The sequence below is a fragment of the Acidobacteriota bacterium genome, from assembly GCA_016700075.1.
Taxonomy (GTDB): Bacteria; Acidobacteriota; Blastocatellia; order Pyrinomonadales; family Pyrinomonadaceae; genus OLB17.
Map to the genome: position 1 here is coordinate 61,406 of CP065000.1, position 17,024 is coordinate 78,429.

The 17,024-nt window shown below is 52.8% G+C and carries 15 protein-coding genes; 6 read left to right on the top strand and 9 right to left on the bottom strand.

All coding sequences use genetic code 11. The annotated features are described in order from the left end of the window. The first annotated feature begins 173 nt into the window (after positions 1 to 173). Positions 174 to 1,595 carry a TonB family protein gene (locus IPM50_00280; GenBank protein ID QQS33056.1) on the top strand — a complete coding sequence of 474 codons (1,422 nt, stop codon included), beginning with the start codon at positions 174 to 176 and terminating at the stop codon, positions 1,593 to 1,595. 51 nt (positions 1,596 to 1,646) lie between these two features. Here the strand turns inward: IPM50_00280 and IPM50_00285 are convergent, their stop codons facing one another. Genes IPM50_00285 through glgP form a run of 4 tightly spaced genes read right to left on the bottom strand, consistent with a single transcriptional unit; the run spans position 1,647 to position 5,015 of the window. After that, the gene (locus IPM50_00285; GenBank protein ID QQS34427.1) at positions 1,647 to 1,919 is read right to left on the bottom strand and encodes a hypothetical protein; all 273 of its coding nucleotides are present in this window, start codon (positions 1,917 to 1,919) and stop codon (positions 1,647 to 1,649) included. Between the two features lie 2 nt (positions 1,920 to 1,921). Next, entirely contained in the window at positions 1,922 to 2,209 is a 288-nt protein-coding gene (locus IPM50_00290) for a DUF971 domain-containing protein (GenBank protein ID QQS33057.1), read from the bottom strand. After that, the gene (locus tag IPM50_00295; GenBank protein ID QQS33058.1) at positions 2,206 to 2,922 is read right to left on the bottom strand and encodes a hypothetical protein; all 717 of its coding nucleotides are present in this window, start codon (positions 2,920 to 2,922) and stop codon (positions 2,206 to 2,208) included. The genes IPM50_00290 and IPM50_00295 overlap by 4 nt, the downstream gene beginning before the upstream one ends. Beyond that, positions 2,919 to 5,015, bottom strand: a complete 2,097-nt coding sequence (gene glgP / locus IPM50_00300) for an alpha-glucan family phosphorylase (protein QQS33059.1) — start codon at positions 5,013 to 5,015, stop codon at positions 2,919 to 2,921. Before glgP ends, IPM50_00295 begins: the two co-directional genes overlap by 4 nt. 84 nt (positions 5,016 to 5,099) lie before the next feature. Between glgP and mtnA the strand changes: the two genes are divergently transcribed. Continuing rightward, positions 5,100 to 6,155, top strand: a complete 1,056-nt coding sequence (mtnA, locus tag IPM50_00305; GenBank protein QQS33060.1) for an S-methyl-5-thioribose-1-phosphate isomerase — start codon at positions 5,100 to 5,102, stop codon at positions 6,153 to 6,155. Here mtnA and IPM50_00310 read toward each other — a convergent pair whose 3' ends face one another. Next, positions 6,156 to 6,920 (bottom strand): DUF3142 domain-containing protein, encoded by a 765-nt coding sequence (locus IPM50_00310; protein QQS33061.1) that lies wholly within the window; start codon positions 6,918 to 6,920, stop codon positions 6,156 to 6,158. Between the two features lie 186 nt (positions 6,921 to 7,106). Here IPM50_00310 and IPM50_00315 point away from each other — a divergent pair, with 186 nt between their 5' ends. Then, complete coding sequence (locus IPM50_00315) at positions 7,107 to 8,837, top strand: electron transfer flavoprotein-ubiquinone oxidoreductase (protein QQS33062.1); 1,731 nt, start codon at positions 7,107 to 7,109, stop codon at positions 8,835 to 8,837. Between the two features lie 6 nt (positions 8,838 to 8,843). Beyond that, positions 8,844 to 9,656: an RNA methyltransferase gene (locus IPM50_00320; protein ID QQS33063.1), complete on the top strand. Its 813-nt coding sequence runs from the start codon at positions 8,844 to 8,846 to the stop codon at positions 9,654 to 9,656. Here the strand turns inward: IPM50_00320 and IPM50_00325 are convergent. From IPM50_00325 to IPM50_00340, 4 genes are all read right to left on the bottom strand, one after another. Then, positions 9,646 to 11,043 (bottom strand): serine/threonine-protein phosphatase, encoded by a 1,398-nt coding sequence (locus IPM50_00325; protein QQS33064.1) that lies wholly within the window; start codon positions 11,041 to 11,043, stop codon positions 9,646 to 9,648. The genes IPM50_00320 and IPM50_00325 overlap by 11 nt on opposite strands. Positions 11,044 to 11,110: 67 nt before the next feature. Continuing rightward, the gene (locus IPM50_00330) at positions 11,111 to 12,784 is read right to left on the bottom strand and encodes an FtsW/RodA/SpoVE family cell cycle protein (protein QQS33065.1); all 1,674 of its coding nucleotides are present in this window, start codon (positions 12,782 to 12,784) and stop codon (positions 11,111 to 11,113) included. Beyond that, positions 12,784 to 14,709: a hypothetical protein gene (locus IPM50_00335; GenBank protein QQS33066.1), complete on the bottom strand. Its 1,926-nt coding sequence runs from the start codon at positions 14,707 to 14,709 to the stop codon at positions 12,784 to 12,786. Before IPM50_00335 ends, IPM50_00330 begins: the two co-directional genes overlap by 1 nt. Positions 14,710 to 14,713: 4 nt before the next feature. Then, on the bottom strand, positions 14,714 to 15,643 hold the full coding sequence (locus IPM50_00340; protein QQS33067.1) for an FHA domain-containing protein: 930 nt from the start codon (positions 15,641 to 15,643) through the stop codon (positions 14,714 to 14,716). 210 nt (positions 15,644 to 15,853) lie between these two features. Here IPM50_00340 and IPM50_00345 point away from each other — a divergent pair, with 210 nt between their 5' ends. After that, positions 15,854 to 16,456, top strand: coding sequence for a type II secretion system protein (locus IPM50_00345; GenBank protein QQS33068.1), 603 nt, complete (start codon positions 15,854 to 15,856; stop codon positions 16,454 to 16,456). A 16-nt stretch (positions 16,457 to 16,472) separates the two neighbouring features. Next, a complete protein-coding gene (locus tag IPM50_00350) occupies positions 16,473 to 17,021 on the top strand; it encodes a hypothetical protein (protein QQS33069.1) in 549 nt (182 codons plus the stop codon). Positions 17,022 to 17,024 lie beyond the last annotated feature (3 nt).

Sequence of the window (17,024 nt, forward strand, 5' to 3'; positions counted from 1 at the left end):
CGATGTGGGCATCGCGTCAAACTATACCCGCATCTGAGAGGTTAGTGCAGGCAAGAGTACTGCGGTCGGGCTGTTGGGAAATTGAAAAACGCTTAAACTTCTGAAGCAAAAGCGGTATAATTGTTTAATCAATGGTCGCAAAGGTAACTCTTGCGTCTGTGGAGTGGCTGAAAATGGGAAAGATTGTAAAGTTTTGTAACCCCTGTGAGGAAAGTTTCGCCGAAAAGTTCGCGTTTTGTCCGAACTGCGGTGCAGGTTTGCAGGCCTTTGAGATGAACCCGGTGGCCGCACAAGAGGCGGAAACGCCTGCCCCACCCGCCACGCCGGAGGTTCCGGAAACGGTCCCGGCAGGCTCGGCAGCCGAGGAGATCTCTGTTGCCGCCGAGACCTTTGATGATGAATCGGCAGCAAAAGAAGAAGAATTGATGGCGGCCGCATTCGCTTCGGAAGAAGATGAAGCGGTTCTCGAAGATCTTGATAATGTTCATGAATCCCCGGTAACTTTCGACTCCGAGGACGTCTTTGCGGCCAATGACGAAATTCAAGAGATAGAAGTTGAAGGGCCATCCGACGTCGAAAACGTTGCAGAATCACCGATCCCCGAATTTGTTGACAGTCCGATCGACTATCCGACATTCGAGGATGAAAGGCATTCAGACAATAGTACGGTACTTGCCTCAAATGACGTTTTTCATGTAACGGTGATCGAGGACAAGAACACAGGCCAACGCAACTCGCTGATGATGGGTGCGTTCATGCTGGTTACGTTCACCGTGATCTCCGGCCTCGTCTATAACATTTTTAGCAAGGATCTCGAGGTTGGCTCGATCAATGACGATATCTTTAACGCGGTTTTGGTAGAAGATGTGCCCATGACCGTTGAGGAAGAGCAGCAGAAGCTTAGAGATAAGAAGGATGCCGGCGGCGGCGGCGGCGGCGGACGCGACGAAAAGGAAGAAACGACCCGAGGTGACCTCGCTGACCAGTCGCCCAATCCGACAAGGCCTCCGGACGCAAAGGTTTTCCGCAGTGATAACTTTGAGCTCAAAATGCCTCCTCCGCAGACGGAAGGCAACAGAACATTCGAAAAGAAATATGACCGCTGGGGTGACCCGAACGGCCGGTTTGAGAGTTTCTCCAACGGAACAGGCACAGGCGGCGGACAAGGCTCGGGCACCGGAACAGGACAGGGAAGCGGCCGCGGAACTGGAACGGGTTCGGGGGACGGTTCCGGCAGCGGCAGCGGGCTCGGTTCAGGAAACGGCAGCGGAACCGGCCGAGGTAACCAAGGCGATGACGATGGTCCACCGCCGCGTCCCGTAGGCGTTACTCAGCCATTGAAGATATTGTCGAAGCCGCGTCCCGGATACACTGACGCTGCTCGCCAGAACAACGTTCAGGGCACCGTGATCCTTCGTGTTACGTTCTTGGGGTCGGGACAGGTAGGCAGTATCAGCGCGGTCAAAGGTTTGCCGTATGGCCTTACCGAACAAGCTATCGCCGCCGCAAGACGTATGACCTTTGAACCGGCAAAACGGGATGGCATTGGCCAATCCGTAACTCGACAGGTCGAGTACACTTTCTCGATCTATTGATCTCCTGAAATTTCGAAATTTGAAAAGGCTGCCCGATAAGGTAGCCTTTTTTCATATGAAAACTACGGTTTGTGACGAGGGTATGTCAAATCGCTTTCTGCAACGCATATTCTTACAGGCTAATACATCGTCGATCCTAACCATGTAATCACGCGATTTTTCAATGCGGCTGCGGTCCTCGCGGTTCATATTCCTGGGCAGGTTTCTCTTTTTTGTTCGCCGCAGCCATCTGACGTCGTATTCATTCGACTCGCGGCAATGCGGACAAGAGAATGCCGCTCGCTTGTTCTCCTGTTTCTCGTCGAATATGTCGCGTTCTTGCAGCATTATATTAGCTCCCAAAGGTAGTTGAATGAAAAGATGCCTGTATCGTGGCCGTCGGAAAAATGAAAATTCAGTGCGTATCGGCCGACCATAGAGATCGAGTTGAAATTGATATCGTCCGGTATCGAACTTTCGTCAAGCATCTTCTCGCCCGTCCATTCATTGACACATCCCGCGCACGGGCAAGACCGCCGAAGCCGCGGCGCCGCATAACGCGTCTCACGCCCGTCCGACCATTCAATCGATATCTCGGATTCGTTTTCTTCGATTATTTTAACGGGTTCGATCATCTTCCAAATGACGCGGCGCTTTCGGCGAGTTGCTGAGTTTCAAGCGGAAATACTTTTCTGTAAGCGACGGCCGTCGCTGCCATTATCAGCGGCAAAACGAGATAAATGCCGACACACAGCATCAAATAGCCGAGTATCGATAAGCCGAATGCCACCGCTATCAATCCCGTGATGCCGCCTAAATTTTGCCAGCTAGCACGCGAGCTAAGCCGCATAGCCTGCATTGCAGACATTTTGCGTTCTGCGATCAGCGGATACGCAAAGATCAGCAGCGAGTGAAGTCCGACCATGATGATGCCAAGCACGAGTTCCACCGCGATCAAGATACCAAGGAAAACCAAAAGTTCTTCCTGGCTCATTCGCTCGCCGGCAAGTGCCATTACTACCATTGGAATGTAGATCCCCAACAGCATCACGAAAAAGGGGCCAACAATAATTATCGTCAGTAATAGGCTCGGCAGAAACCGGTCAAAGCCCCTAAAGAGCAGTTGCAGGTCGGCTTTGCCGCCGTCGATCTTAGCAAGCAGAGCCATATAAATGCCGCACATCATCGGCCCGATAAGTACTATGGGAATAAGGCTAGCTACGACCATGCCCAGCAGCGTTATCGCGAAGATCAGCCAGTATTCATCTTTGATCAACTGCCAGGTTTCCTTGAACAGCTCGATCGGCCGAATGACCCCTACCCGAAATTGCTCCTGTTCGAAATTCATATCTTGTAGATATTGCGCAGATAGTCGAAAACCATTCTGTCGCTTGAGAACTGCGGCGTCAGCGTGTCGATGGAATTACGCATCATTTGGATCCATTCGGTGGGCAGACCCTGTTCGTTTCTATCATAAAACGCCGGGATCACCTTGTTTTCGAGCACATTATAGAACGATTCGGCATCGAGACGGTCCATCTCATCATCTGTGAGGTCTTTTTCCAGATCGCCGACCGCAAAGCCGTTCTGGCCGTTGTAGCCTTCGACCCACCAGCCGTCGAGTATCGACATATTCAGCACGCCGTTCATCGCAGCCTTCATTCCGCTGGTGCCGCTGGCCTCCATAGGACGACGCGGAAGATTGAGCCATACATCGACACCATGAACCAAATACCGTGCTACTTCCTGATCGTAATCCTCGACAAACACCGCTCGCCGCTGCCAGCCGGAATCATGATTTATGCTCATCAGCTCCTGCAGGATCGTCTTCGCTGTGTTGTCCTGCGGATGAGCCTTGCCGGCAAAAACGAATTGCACCGGACGCTGCTCATTATCAACAAGCCGCAGCAGGCGGTCGATATCCGAGAATATCAGGCTCCATCGTTTGTACGCGGCAACGCGGCGTGCAAAACCGATGGTCAATGCGTTGGGATCAAGCAAGCTCGATGTATCGCGATGTTCGTTGATGGTGTGGGTCGAGCCGGTCGCCGACGAACGTGTCCGCTCGCGCAGAAATGTCACTAACAGATGCTTTAGACGGCAATGAGCGTCCCATAGTGCGGCATCATTACCGCAAACTCGCAATACGTCCTGTATTAGCGGTGCGATCCACGTCGGCGGATGAACGCCGTTCGTAACATGAGTGATCGGGACGTCGTTCTCAGAGTCGAGATTCGGGAACATCCTCTTCCATAGCCCGCGTGAGACCTCGCCGTGTTTTTCGCTTACACCGTTCGACGACCGGCACATACGGATCGCAAGCGGCGTCATGCCAAAAAACTCCGTGTCGTCGGTCAGGTCCGAGCGTCCGAGAGCAAGAAACTCGCTGTCGCTTAGCTTCAGTGCCGCTATGAACTCATCGCTGAAACACTCTCGAAGCAGCTTGGGATCGAACATATCGTTGCCCGCGGCGACCGGCGTGTGTGTGGTAAATACGCACATTTCGCGTACGTTTTCCACCGCGTCGGCAAAGCCTGCGTCGGGCTTCCTTTCAAGGTATTCGCGTGCCAATTCGAGCGTCGAGAAGGCTGCGTGGCCTTCGTTGAGATGATAAACCTCCGGCGAGATCCCGAGTTTTCTCAGCAGCCTTACGCCGCCGATACCGAGCAGCTTTTCCTGAACGATACGCGTCTCGGTATCGCCGCCATAAAGGTGTCCGGTGATCAGGCGATCATCTTCGCTGTTCTGCGGCATATTCGAATCCAGCAGATAAAGCTGTATACGTCCGACATTTGCTAGCCACGCTCTCGCTGTGACTTCGCGTCCGCGAATATGCACACAAACAGTTATCGGCGAGCCTTCGCCGTCAACGACCGGCGTTAAGGCAAGATCGCTTTCAAAAAGATCGTTGTAAGTTTCGTTCTGCCAGCCGTCGTGGCCGATGCGTTGCCGAAAATAGCCGTAACGATAGAACAAACCGATAGCTACCAGCGGCGTCTTCAGGTCACTCGCAGACTTTAAATGATCGCCGGCCAAAATGCCGAGCCCGCCTGAATAATTCGGCAGCGAATGATGCACGCCGTATTCCGCACAAAAATATGCAATTCGGTGATCATGCGCGCAGGTCAGGTATTCGTTGAATGTACGGCTTGCGTCCGAGAGACGTAGCAAATAAACGGGATCTGCGGCACGCCGCTGTAGTTCAAATTCACCGATCCGCCGCAGCAGAGCACGCGGATTCTGTTCGCATTCGTCCCACATAACCGTGTCGAGATCACGAAAAAGCGACGTCGCGTCGGGTTGCCAAGACCACCAAAAATTCCGCGATAGAGCTTCGAGATCGGCGAGCTCCGGCGGCAAAGTTCGGTTCAATTCAAAATCCTTTCTAAATACCGGCGAGGGTTGGGCTTGTGTTGAGATGTCTGTCGAGGCCTCCGTCATTATTTCGAGTGGTTACTAAGCGAATATAAACGAACGGGCGACGAGTCGCAAATAGGTTTCGTGTCCGCTATAATTTGGACTTTTATGAAACTCGATATCATCCCAGTTAAATGGTCCGACGAAGGCGTTTTGATGCTTGATCAGCGGCTGCTGCCAACAGAAGAGGTTTGGCTCACCTTGCGCACTTATAACGAAGTTGCGGCAGGCATCAAAGACATGGTCGTCCGCGGTGCGCCCGCTATCGGCGTTTCCGCGGCGTATGGCGTGGCACTTGCGGCAAAGACATTCGTCGGTACTGACATTGCCGACCTTGAAGACGAGATCGAATTCGCAAGTGACGTTATAGGCAAAACGCGGCCGACCGCAGTGAATTTATTCTGGGCGATCGACCGGATGAAACGCATGTTCCTCGCTGCGAAGGACGCAGGGAAGTCGGTCATCGAGATCAAGCAGATCCTCATCAACGAATCAAAGGCCATCCACGATGAAGACATCGAGGCCCAACGCCTTATCGCGCAATTCGGCGGCGAGCTGCTGAATGATAACGACACGATCCTCACGCATTGCAATGCGGGAGCACTGGCGACAGGCGGCGTTTGGGGTACGGCTTTGGGAGTGATCCGCGGAGCTGTCGATCAGGGGAAAAATGTGTCGGTCTATGCCGACGAGACGCGGCCTTATCTGCAGGGGGCACGCCTGACCGCGTGGGAACTTATGCAGGACGACATTCCCGTTACGCTCATCACCGACAACATGTCGGGCCATGTGATGAAACGCGGCGACATTCACGCCGTCGTGGTCGGCTCCGATCGCATCGCGGCGAATGGAGATGTCGCTAACAAGATCGGTACGTATATGGTCGCGGTGCTCGCAAAACGCCACGGTATTCCGTTTTACGTCGCGGCGCCGCTCTCGACCGTCGATATGAACTGCCCGACCGGCGACGACATCCCTATCGAAGAACGCGACCGCACCGAGGTCACACACGTCAAAGACATCCAACTCGCCCCCGAAGGCGTCGGCATCACGAACTACGCATTCGACGTCACCCCAAACGACCTCGTCACCGCCATCATCACCGAAAAAGGCGTCGCCCGAGCTCCTTATACGGAGAGTTTGAAGAAGCAATTTGAGAGTTGATCAGCGGCCTGACAGGTCTTCGATTTTCCACGCCGAGTTCTTGAAATAGTAAACGCGCCGGTCGGGTTGGAGGCCTTCGACGGCGGGTTCGTCGATGGAGATTCCGTAGCTGCCGCGGCAGAGGGGTTCGCGCCAGTCGCGGCCGCGGCGTAGGAATGACAATATGCTTTCCTGATCGCGGCCCATTACGAAAACCATCGGCACGGCCTCGTCGATGGGGAAGTCGTTGAACCACGTATCGCCCGCACACCACGACGCCAGTGCCGTAATGCTCAGAGTGACGCCTTTAGGGGTTCGATCTCTTACAGCATTTATCAGCTTCCGATAGAACTCACGCTCGCTCACCGCCGCGTCGAAATCGATCTGAACGCCGCGGATGTTCGGCATTTCGGCGGTCTTTGCGATCAGTCCCGTGAAGCGGCTGAGCATCTCGTCATCGAATGTCGGGCGTTTTGGCTGCTCCTTGTTAGTTTCGACGCGGGTAACAGCGATCAGGTATGTGCCGTCGGGCACCGAAAACGGCTGTCGGCGAGGCTTTTGAATGACGCGGTCGTTCTCGAGGAATATTGTCTGAGCGAGGAAGGCGACGCCGAATTCCTTGGGATCGATAAAGTTCAGATCTTCGGCTCGTTCCCACGCCCACAATATCTTTCGCGGCATCTCCGCATCGAGCGCGGGGTTTACCACGTTGGCCGGCCGGCTGCAGTTGGCCAAAATGAACGCAACAAGAATGCCTATGACAGCGATGCCCGAACTTTGCCTCATTTTCATTGAGAGTATAGCAAAGGAGTCCTTGCGGAAGGTCGCTAGGTCGTCTTTCCTACATATGTCTGATATACTTCGAATAAAATGAATGGTCATTCATTTTGACCTTCCTGGCCGCCCGCCGATGCAGGCGGTTTAGACAAGACAATCCCGCCAGCTCACGCAGGCGGTTCTGAAAGAAAAGTTATGAGCGAACGCGAACAAGTACCAATGGATGTTGTGTTTGTCGGCGCCGGGCCGGCAAATCTGGCGGCGGCTTTGCATCTGAAGGCCGAGATCAAACGCCACGACAAGATGGTCGAGAGCGGCTTCAAGCACGGCCGCAAGATCGGCGACCTCGAGATCGCGATCGTCGAAAAAGGCTCGTTCGTCGGAGCACACATTTTGTCGGGGGCAGTTATGGATCCAAAGGCGATCCGTGAACTGATGCCGGATTTCATAAACGAAGGCTGTCCTGTGGACAGCGTCGTCACCGAAGATGCATTTTGGTATCTGACCGAAAAAGGCGGTATAAACGCCCCGATAATCCCGCCGCCGCTCAAGAACAAAGGAAAATACATTGTTTCGCTTTCAAAGATATGCGAGTGGCTCGGCGAAAAATGCGAAGAGCAGGGAATTAACATCTTTCCCGAATTTCCCGCGGCCGAACTTCTTTATGCCGAGAATGACGCGGTCATCGGCGTTCGCACGGGAGATAAGGGTATCGACAAAGAAGGCCACAAGAAGCCGAATTACGAGCCCGGCGTCGATCTGCTGGCAAAAGTCACCGTTCTCGGCGAAGGCTCACGCGGAAGCCTGGCGAAGCAATTGATGGCACGGCTCGGTCTGATGGAAGGCAAAGAGCCACAGGTCTTTTCGCTCGGCGTGAAAGAGCTTTGGGAAGTGCCGGAGGGCAATTTTCCCGAAGGCAAGGTCGTGCATACGCTCGGATTTCCCTCTGATACGAGGACATACGGCGGCGGTTGGATCTACGGCATGAAGAATAACGTTGTGTCGATCGGCTACGTGACCGGCCTTGATTACGAGGACCCGATGATCGATCCGCACGCCGAGTTCCAAAAATTCAAGACCAATCCGAAGGTCGTCGAGGTGCTCAAAGGCGGCAAGATGATCAAATACGGGGCCAAAACCATAAACGCCGGCGGCTATTGGACGATGCCGAAACTCTACGCAGACGGTGTTTTGATCGTGGGTGATTCCGCATCGATGCTCAACGGTCAACGCATCAAGGGCATCCATACCGCAATGAAGTCCGGCATGCTGGCTGCTGAGACAATTGTCGGTGCTTTCGAGCATGAGGATTTTAGCGAGAAAACGCTTAAGCATTACGACGAAAAAGTGAACCTTTCGTGGATCTACGATGAGCTTCATCCGGTTCGCAATTTCCATGGAGCATTCCAAAAGGGGCGTTGGTCGGCTCTGATAAACACCGGCCTTCAATATGCCACGAGAGGATTGGCATGGGGCTTTATGCCTCACGAACACCACGTTGCCGGTCACGAACGAATGGAAAAGCTAAATGGGAATGCACGTCCGGCGGGCTACGGTCCCAACGATCACCATACTGACGAAAGGTACTCAAACATACCCTTTGACAAGGAATTGACCTTTGACAAGGTGACCAATGTCTTTTACGGAGCGGTTGCCCATGACGAGGACCAACCCGCTCACCTCCACGTATTGGATCCTGAAATTTGTGCAACAAAGTGTGCAGAAGAATTTGGTAATCCTTGTCAACGTTTCTGCCCTGCCGCCGTTTATGAGATGGAAGACAACGCAGCGACCGGCCGCAAGGAACTGAAGATCAACTTTTCAAACTGCGTTCATTGCAAAACATGCGACATCGCCGACCCATATCAGATAATCAATTGGGTGACGCCGGAAGGCGGCGGCGGGCCGAATTACAAGGGAATGTAGTTCGGCATGGGCATAAGGGAACCGATCAGAATAGCCAGCCGCGACAATCAAAGGCTCGTCAGGATCAGGAAGATCCTAGCGGCGAAACTGCCCGACTCGATCCTCATTGAGGGCAGGCGCTTGGTCGAGGAGGCGATAAAGAATCGATTAGAAATTGAAGAGGTCTATGTTTCTGATGCATTCGCGGCGGGCAGGCCCGAGATCTTGGATACTATAGATTCGCCCGCTTATCTGTTGTCTGAAAAGCTTTTTGCGTCCATTTCTGATACTAAGAAGCCCCAGGGCATCATTGCGATCTCAAAACGGCCGGCGTCGATGGTCAGGCTGGAGCATCTATTTGACTCGATCGGCGGCACTGAGCTTGTTTTGATGTTGGAGAACGTCAGAGACCCCGCAAATGTGGGATCAGTTTTGCGTGCTGCCAAGGCCGCAGGGGTCTCGGCGGTTCTGCTGACCGAGACCTCAGCCGATCCCTTTTCGCCGAAGGCTTTGCGAGCGTCAATGGGGGCGGCTTTTGGAATACCGATCTACCCAAACCTTGCGATCGGCGATGTGATGAAGGCCGCCAAAGTAAAAGGCTACAGGGCTGCTGCTGCCGCCGGCAAAGGAAACACCTACCACTGGGATGTTGATTGGTCTGTCCCGACACTCTTGATGTTGGGGTCGGAAGGTGACGGCCTTTCCAGGGCGGCACTCGACGATGCTGACATTACTGTCACAATACCGATGCAAAACGATGTCGAAAGCCTGAATCTCGCAGTATCGTGCGGCGTGATAGTGTTTGAGGCCTTTCGACAAAAACACGCTGCTAAGGCTTAGGCAGAGACAATTCACGCCGGAGTATTTCATTAGCGCTGGGGGAATCAGTTATTGCGATGCCAAGCGATATCTCTTTTTCCAGAGTTGTCCGATTTGCGGGGCCGACCTCCGAGACGGCTTTCTTTGCCTCTTGAAACGCGGAACGTGCTCCGAGGAAATCGCCCGTAAGCAAACGGGCACGGCCGATAAGATAATGATCCTCAGCATCACCCGGCGGCGGCAGTTCGCGCAAAAAAGCGGCTGGATCAGCATCGACGTTGCGGCGATTCTTTTCGAAGGACGTGAGAGGGATGTTGTCGCTCGTCATCTGCGGAAGATCCAAGACCGGTGGAGTTTGGTGTTCTTCGCGTGTCCCCAGCACAAACGCCCCAACTCCGACAGCAGCCCCCAAAACCAATAATCCGATGGTCTTTATAAGCGGTAGAAATATTGACGAGCCGCCCACCTCACTTGGCTGTTCGAATGAACTGAAAATGCTCTCGCCGTTTGTTGCCCCGTTTGTTGCCGCGGCATCGGCGATAGGCTGTTTTTCGACACCGTCCTCAAAGCTTATCTCGATAGAAGAGTTCACCGAGTTTTCAAGGGCGTGAATCTCCAGAAGGTCATCATCTAAAGCCCTTGCATTCCCAGTATCAGCGGCCGAAGTGTCATTTACAGCAGCTAACGTCACAACTACAGCCGTCAGATTGTCTCGTGCTCCGCGCTCATAACATAACGATCTCAGATAGCTGCAAATGTCATCAGGCGATGAGTTAAATGTCAGGGCTTCTCGTATCTCAGCTTCGTCAACATGAGCGGTAATTCCATCGGTGCAAAGCAGCAGAGCCCTGCAGTGCGATACAGGGATATTCTTCAGTTCAATTTCTACTTCGCCGTCGGCTCCAAGGGCGCGGTTGATAATATTCTTGCCGGGGTGCGATCCCGCTTCGAAAGTGGTCATCCTGCCCGCTCGAACCTCATCGTTGACAAAAGAATGGTCTTCGGTTTCCCGGTGGAGGACATTGTCGTGATCTATTCTGTAAACGCGGGAGTCGCCAACGTGGGCTATCGTGATCTCATCTTGGCCGATGTAAGCGACAGCGATCGTGGTTGCCATTCGCTCGAGTTGAGGAATATCCGACGATAGCTGATATATCGCCGAATTCGCCCGCTCTATCGCCGCCGACATTGTGGAAAGCGGATCGACATCTGTCTTGGCGTTCGAGAATGCCTCCGCAAGTATCTCGACAGCCATCTGTGACGCGACCTCGCCCGCTTCGGCTCCGCCGACCCCGTCGGCAACTGCAAAAATGCCAAGCTCTTGGATCTCAAGCAGTGAATCCTCGTTTATAGGACGGGCCTCATTTAGTCCTCGGTCGGAAACGGATGCTGAAATAAAATGATGCATACAGTTAGAATGCGTAGAATGTGAATCGCAGTAAAAGTAATAGACGCAGCCTTTTACGAGCTATAACCTAAGAGAATACCTCAAGTGCGTTTCTTTCCTGGTCGATTGCATTTCGATGCGAGAACGCGAGCAACATGCCCAGCATGGCAAAACTCGTGATCAATGAAAAGCCGCCATGGCTGACGAACGGCAGCGTAATGCCGGTCATCGGCAACGCTCGTGTGATGCCGCCGACGTTCACCAATGCCTGGAACCCAATAAAGGCAGTTAGCCCGATAGTGCAGAGCTTGCTGAACATATCTCTGGAGGCCAATGCGATCCTGAGACCCGAAATAACAAAAACGACCAGTATTAGTATCACGATCGCTCCGCCAAAAATTCCAAGCTCCTCGGCGACTGCAGCAAAAATATAATCAGAGTCTGCAACAGGTATCAATTCCGGATAGCCTAATCCTAATCCGCGTCCCGTCATTCCTCCGGACGATATCCCGAATGTCGCTTGAGCGGGCTGAAAAGCAAGCATATCAAACCATGCATCTACATTTATGCTTTCCCGCAAAGACGGATCGGATTCGAGCAATGCTGCGATGTTCGCGTCCTTTTCGACCAACCGTTTGACATAACTGTCATGATCCGCCTTCCACCAAGCGGTTTCCGGATCCGGAGGATTGAATCCATCAAGCCAAAGATGGAATCTCTGCTGTATACGGTCGGGCAAAATGGTCTTGATAGGGGACGCCAAAGTTGGAAGAAGGGGAATATTTGCCTGAGTGTTTTTGGGCAGTGCCCCAACGACCAAAATCGAAATGACGAGCAAAAGGGTGCCGACCAACACCGTTCGCTGGGGCAGCCCGCGAACAGAGATCATATACAGCGTCACGTAAACCGACGAGAACACCATCATTTGCCCGAAGTCCTTCAGAATGAAGAACGGGAAAAACGGAAGCATCCCCATGAATATCAAAGGCATTGCATCGCGTGCCCGGGGCAAACCCCAATAAGTGCGGGACAGGTCCTTGTACAGCACCGCCAGTATCGCTGCGAATCCCAACAAAAACGGTACTTTGGCCAATTCCCAAGGCGTCAAATTGCCCGCAAACTTGCCGGCACTCGAATACAGAGCCGCTCCGAAGAGAGGCAAAAGCGTGATCAAAACGATCAGGAAGCCATTCTGTTTAAGCCGTTCAACCACATTGTCCCGCATCAACAGCAAAAGTGCGGCAATAAGAGCCAATATCGCGAGCAGCGGATTTATGGTGCGTCCGGATACAAGAGTTTCAGTGAAGGTCTCGTTTGTCGGTTTCGGAGTTTCTTCGGACAGATCCGCGGGTTCAGGAGGCGTCGGCGGCAGGCCGATGAACAGCTTTTTTTCCGCCGAATAGTTTTCTTTTATATATCGAAGCTGCAGAGCCTTAAGCTTCATCTGCCTGGCTTCAGCCTTGTCACGGCGCGATGTATATTCAGGATCGCTGAACAGCCGATATTGAATCGTGAGCCCAACAGAAAAGAGAAGGGCGACCGCGGTATAAGCGGTCCACGAACACTTCAATTTGAACAACCGTTTCAGGAGTATCGGCAAGAATGCAAGAAATAGGATAAGTAATACGTTTCTAACGGCCGCTGATCGTGATGTTTCATAGCCGCGCAAAAGTGCTCCGTAGAAAATGGAGTAGTGAGCAAGCCCCGCAACGGCGGCCGCCAATATGATGATCAGAAAATGTGGAAAATAACGGTCTTTCATCAACTTCTGCGTCTATTTGGCGGCTGAGCCGGTGACGGCCTGCGTGGCATATAATTTTCGCCCAATAGTCCCAATTCCCGGGCTTTTAGAATTATGTTCGCAGCTATCGGTGCTGCGGTGCGAGAACCGTAGCCGCCATCTTCCACAACTACGGCGATAGCCAAACGCGGCCGCTCGATAGGGGCAATTGAAATGAACCAACTGTCCTTTCTTTCATATGTCGCCTGAACTTTATACTCTTCCCATTCGCCCGATCCACTGCGACGGCGCCTCGTTTCAATGACGGGCTGGCCCTTTTGATCGTATTGCGGAGCGAGCTTCTCAGCGGTTCCGGTCTTGCCGCCCGTCCTTATACCTGTTCCGGCCAGCTTTGCGGCGATCACGGCGCCGGTTCCGCCGGGCTCTTCTGTAACGGTGGACATTATTGCCCGCACTCTGGCTGCCTGCTGCGGATTAAGCGGCTGACTGAACATTTCTGGCGGACGGTCGGCTTCTATCCTGGTCTTCATCAGTTTACCTTCGACGTTGCCGGTAACTGCCGCTATCATCGCCATCTGGAACGGTGTCATCTGCCCTGCATAACCTTGTCCGATCCCTTCGAGCCCAATGTCGTAAAGGCTAAGGTCCTTTCCCACGACGATCGTTGATCTTCGCGGTGATATGGAGTTGGCGATCGCCGGCTTGCTGACGTTCCAGATCTCCGGAAAAAAGCTTGGGATCAGCGCCTGCTCAGGTTGATCCACGGGGTTCATACCTAAAACCTCAGCGGTCTCTCTTAGCCTTTCGCGTCCGAGAGAGATGGCGAGCTGCGCAAAATACTGGTTGCTTGAGACCTTGAAGGCCAGCGTGATGTCCTTTTCAGCACAGCCGCCGGCACAGGCTCCTCCAACAGAGCCATCCGCGGCCAATTTTTGTGAGGCATCAACGATCGGGCGAGAGCCTCGAGAGGGTCGAAACCCATCAGCAAAGCTCGAAAAGACCGCGTTTTCACGTCCGGCCCGAAATGCCGAGATCATCGTAAAGGCCTTGAAGGTAGAGCCCGGAACATAGAACTCTCTTGTCGAACGGTCGAGAAGCGGTTTGTCCCGTTTGTCTGCCTCAAGGCGCAGAAAATCGTCCAATGACTGAGCCTCAGAGAGTTTGTATGACGGGCTCGAGTACATTGCTATCAGGTCGCCATTCTGAGGGTCTAAGACGACTATAGAACCTTTCCTGCCCTCAAGCTGTGACGCAATGTATGCTTGGAGGTTCTTATCAATGGTGGTCCGCACATCACGTTCCTCATCGGCCGTGCGTTTGATCATTGTCAGGACGTCCAGTGACTCGGGAAACTTCTCTGTTCTCCCTGAATAAAGGGCACGTTCAAGCCCCGGAGTACCGCGCTCTGTCCCGAAGAGATGCGACAGTTCTTGATCGAGGGAAAATGTCCTTACTATATTTCCGTCCCTGTCCAGCTTGAAATACGCAAGCGCATTATCAAGCTTGCCGGATCTATCCAACGTCCAACCTCGCAACGTTGCAGCGGAAGTTCTGCGGTTTCTCAGATCCTTATAAGAAAGTGATTGAAACCTTTCATTATAGGACTCGGCGAAATAGACCCAATAAAGTTGTGAAAGGAAAACTGATAAAGAAAGCAAAACAAATACCGCTGCCCAGGACCAAAGGCTGCGGTTCGCTATGGAGCGAGATAGGCCGCGAACGACCGATGGCAAAAGGTTGGCCTCAGGTTTGGCATTTGCCGTAGAGCGGGATTCTAAAAGGGTGAGCGAGAGCGTAATTACAAGGACACCCATCGCGACCAAATAAAAGATCGACAGTCCCGCCGGCGTGCGTTCCAGGACCTGCTTTCCGAAAATGTCCTCGAGCGTCCACCCGAATATTCCGGCGCCGAGGACATGAAATATTGTGAATATGAGTAAGTTCACGTAGTCAAGCGCCGGTTTCTCTCATACCAACTTCGTCGGGAGTTTCCGATGCATCGATCTCAACATCAGGAGCAGTAACTGCCTCGAAGGTGACCTCAACGGTAATATCGCCCACACATACTATTCCGCCCCGCTCCATTGAAACCGTCTTCCCGTAATCAATACGCTCGCCGTTAATGGTTGTTCCGTTGGTCGAACCTGTGTCGGCGATCATCGCTGAACCGTCAGTACCCATGACAAGCGAGCAGTGAAATTTAGACACACTCGGGTCGTCGATGACGATATCATTTGAAATATGGCGGCCGATCTTGATCCGGTCGCCTGTTGCGACGGCGACGGTTTCTGTTACGTCGCCTTTCCCGGTTTTGAAGTGAAATGTCATTTTAAGCGGTTTTTCGTCCTCTACCATTCCCGGCTCCGACAGATCGGAGGGTATGCTTCCGGCCATGGTCACATTTGCTTCCGCGGCAGAAAGGTCGACGGCCGACAGATCTTCGAAACTGACCAATATCTTGACCCCATCTACAAAGTAGTCCTTCTTTACCTCAAGGTTTAGCGGGGCCTCGGTGAAATATTGGTGGTCATTGATGTGGTCCATCGCCGCGATAGAGAGTTCGTCACGCAATTTGTTAATACTCTCTTCGTCCTCGTCCGAGAACTTATCCCATTGGAGTTTCAGGCGGATGTTATGAGGAACAAACACACATTTGCCCTCAACGGTTCGTTTTTCGCTCTCGATCACAGCAAGAAGACGTTTAATAAGCTGGCTCGTCGCAATACTGCTTGCATCCCGATTTCGGCCGGTGATGCGGTCGAGCGTGTCGCCCAACCGTGTAAGCACGCCCCGAAATAGCCGATCCCATTTGATCGGCTCAGGCTTCGCTTTTTTTGGGAGATCAGCCTTGCCGTCACGGTTTTCGAGAGTTTCCGACACGGTTCTTATCTTAGCCGAAGGGATTCTGAAATCTGAAGCGTAAATTTCTATTGCAATTGTGTGTTTAACTATGTAAAATTATGTGGAAAGTAGTTGTACATTACTACTTTCTTCTTTGTGCGGACGTAGTGTCGCAATTTCCCATCTGGTTCAGATCGTCCAATGTTAAAGAAACAACTCCATCGATTTTACCGTAGCGACGGGTTCTCCATGACGGAACTGCTGGTGGTGATGGGCATTATGGCCCTTATGGCGGTCATTTCACTCCCTTACATCGTCAATTATCGAAAGCTATACAGGTCAGAAGATCAAGCTTTAAAGATCATCGACCTGATGCAGGAGACCTCACAGCTGGCAATGACCCGCCGCCGCACGTTTCGTTTCGAGATCAGCCAAACGGACAACGCGGCCTTGATCATTGATGAGAACGGCACCGCCCCTGACGTTCTGCTGAAGTGGGTACCGCTTGACCAGGTTTCTGAGGTCCGTACTGATACGAATCCTTCAGGCATTTCGAGGCCGAATCCTCCGAATTACGCTAATGCGGTCTTCACGACCGACAGTACAGGACATTTGCGCGGAACTACTACCGTGGTCGGGCACACGGTTTGGGCGGCGAGATTCAGAAGCGATGGCTCCGTCGTCAACGCAGCCAACAATCCTCTGAGCGCGACCATTTTCATTTGGCCGCCGGCAGCTCCGGGCAGTTCGACCGCAAGAAACCGTGGGGAAGTTAGAGCGATCACGGTCTTTGGCGGCAGCGGAGCGATCAAATATTGGAAATTTAACGGCACAACTTTTGTCGGTGGTTAGTATCGGAGATCTCGAGATGGCACTTAGCGAACAGAAAGGGTTTTCATATATCGACGTTATGATCGCGATCGTCATCCTTATGGTCGGGATACTTGCGTTGATGGCAGGCGTGTCGGCGGCAGTGATCCAATCCAAGGGACAGGAGCAGCAAATGATCGCGAGGCAGGTCGCTACGTCGACGGTCGAATCGATAATGTCCGTCAAAGAGACCGACCCCGCCCGTCTCGGTTGGGATGCGGTCGGAAACGTTGGTTCTAATGTGGTCAACGGCGTGCCGAGGGGAATTTTCGTTGTCGGTTTTCAGCCTGTTTTTTCTAATCCCGGACCTGATCTGATCATCGGGACTGCTGATGACACAGGGACCCCAATGCAATCGATGACACGCAGAATAACGATCATCGACGAATGTGATCCGGAACGGCCCTCATACAATTGCCCAACGCCGGGATTATCAAAAGTTCGTATCAGGTCCGTTCTGGTAACGGTTTCGTATTTTGTAGGAAGCCTCGAACGCCAGGAAACGGTTCGTACCGTAATGACCGACTATGCAGTTGTGGAGGAGTAAGAC